The sequence below is a fragment of the Desulfovibrio sp. 1188_IL3213 genome (genome assembly GCF_036763145.1).
Lineage (GTDB): Bacteria > Desulfobacterota > Desulfovibrionia > Desulfovibrionales > Desulfovibrionaceae > Desulfovibrio.
This window is the reverse complement of the sequence record NZ_JBAIYR010000529.1, coordinates 1-1,383: the sequence shown is the minus strand read 5'-3', so window position 1 is coordinate 1,383 and position 1,383 is coordinate 1. Positions and strand designations below refer to the sequence as shown.

The 1,383-nt window shown below is 61.2% G+C and carries 3 protein-coding genes; all 3 read right to left on the bottom strand.

The features are described 5' to 3' along the window. Nucleotides 1-85: 85 nt before the first annotated feature. Genes rplI through rpsF form a run of 3 tightly spaced genes read right to left on the bottom strand, consistent with a single transcriptional unit; the run spans nucleotide 86 to nucleotide 1,175 of the window. Entirely contained in the window at nucleotides 86-592 is a 507-nt protein-coding gene (gene rplI / locus V6C16_RS13325) for a 50S ribosomal protein L9 (protein WP_333534375.1), read from the bottom strand. A gap of 10 nt (nucleotides 593-602) precedes the next feature. After that, entirely contained in the window at nucleotides 603-866 is a 264-nt protein-coding gene (gene rpsR / locus V6C16_RS13320) for a 30S ribosomal protein S18 (RefSeq protein ID WP_012625643.1), read from the bottom strand. Continuing rightward, nucleotides 867-1,175 carry a 30S ribosomal protein S6 gene (gene rpsF, locus V6C16_RS13315; RefSeq protein ID WP_333534379.1) on the bottom strand — a complete coding sequence of 103 codons (309 nt, stop codon included), beginning with the start codon at nucleotides 1,173-1,175 and terminating at the stop codon, nucleotides 867-869. Nucleotides 1,176-1,383: the final 208 nt, after the last annotated feature.

Genomic DNA, 1,383 nt, shown 5'->3' with positions numbered 1-1,383 from the left:
GAAGCGCCGTTCTGCCCAAAAGGCGCGCCCCCGGCCTCGGGGCCGGGGGCGGAGCCATGATCACTGTGGGAAACCACTATATCCCCTATTCAGCGGCCTCAGCTTCTTCAGCCGGGGCTTCAGGAGCAGGCTCTTCTTCATAGGACTGGTGGTCGGACACAACCTTCACCGGAACCAGCGCGACAACGCTGGGGTGCAGGCGCACACGCACGGGGTGTTCGCCCAGGGTGCGGATGGGGGCGTCCATAAGGATGCGGCGGCGGTCAACATCCACACCAAGGGCGGCGATGGCGTCGCCGATGATGGTGGTGGTGACGGAACCGTACAGCTTGTCGTTGTCGCCCACGTGCATGGTGATGACCACGTCAAGGGCTTCAAGACGGGCCTGCATGGCCTGGGCTTCAGCGCGCAGGGCGTCCATCTGGGCCTGCAGCTTGTTGCGTTCCTGTTCAAAAACTTTCAGGTTGGCCTGCGAGGCCACCATAGCCAAGCCCTGGGGCAGCAGAAAGTTGCGGCCGTAACCGGGCTTGACATCAACCACATCACCAAGGCTGCCGAGATTTTCCACGTCGGCGCGAAGTATCAGTTTCATGTGCGCCTCCTTAGATGCTGCTCTTTTTCTGGACGCCGGAATCGTGCGTCGCGGTGTAAATGAGCAGGGCCATCTGACGGGCGCGCTTGATTTCGCGGGTCAGCAGGCGCTGGTGGTGCGCGCAGGTTCCGGTGATGCGGCGGGCAATGATCTTGCCGCGCTCGGTGATGAAATCACGCAGAATGTCAGGGCGCTTGTAGTTCAGGGGCAGGTCCTTGTCTGCGCAGAAGCGGCAGAACTTGCGGCGCGGGGCAAATTTTTTCTTGAAGGCCATCTAGGCAACCTCCCCGGCCACTTCGTCGGCCAGCTTGACGGTCACAAACTTGAATACGCCGTCGTTCATGCGAATGTTGCGTTCCAGTTCGGCCACCAGAGGAGCCGGACCCTGGTACACCAGACGCACGTAGTAGCCGCGCATCAGCTTGCGCACCGGGTAGGCGAGGTCGCGCATACCCCAGTTGTCCACTTCTTCCATAACGCCCTTTTCACGCTCGATAATACCCGTGAACGTGCTGATCACGCCCTCGCGGTTTTCGGCGGAAAGCTCCGGTGAAAGGAGCAGCAGGGTTTCAAATTTCCGCATTGTGTTTCTCCTTGTGGATTGACAGCCCGCACACACGGGTACGGGCAAGGAACGTGTTGTATACTGCCCGCCATGCGCCCTGTCAAGCACACAATGCGTTTGGCATGCATTGCCGGAAGCCGCAGCCCCTGCCGGACATGCCGCCTGCCGGACCCATTGCGGCGCGCGGTACGGCCTCAAGGCTGGTGCGCGGGCTTTTCGATCAGCA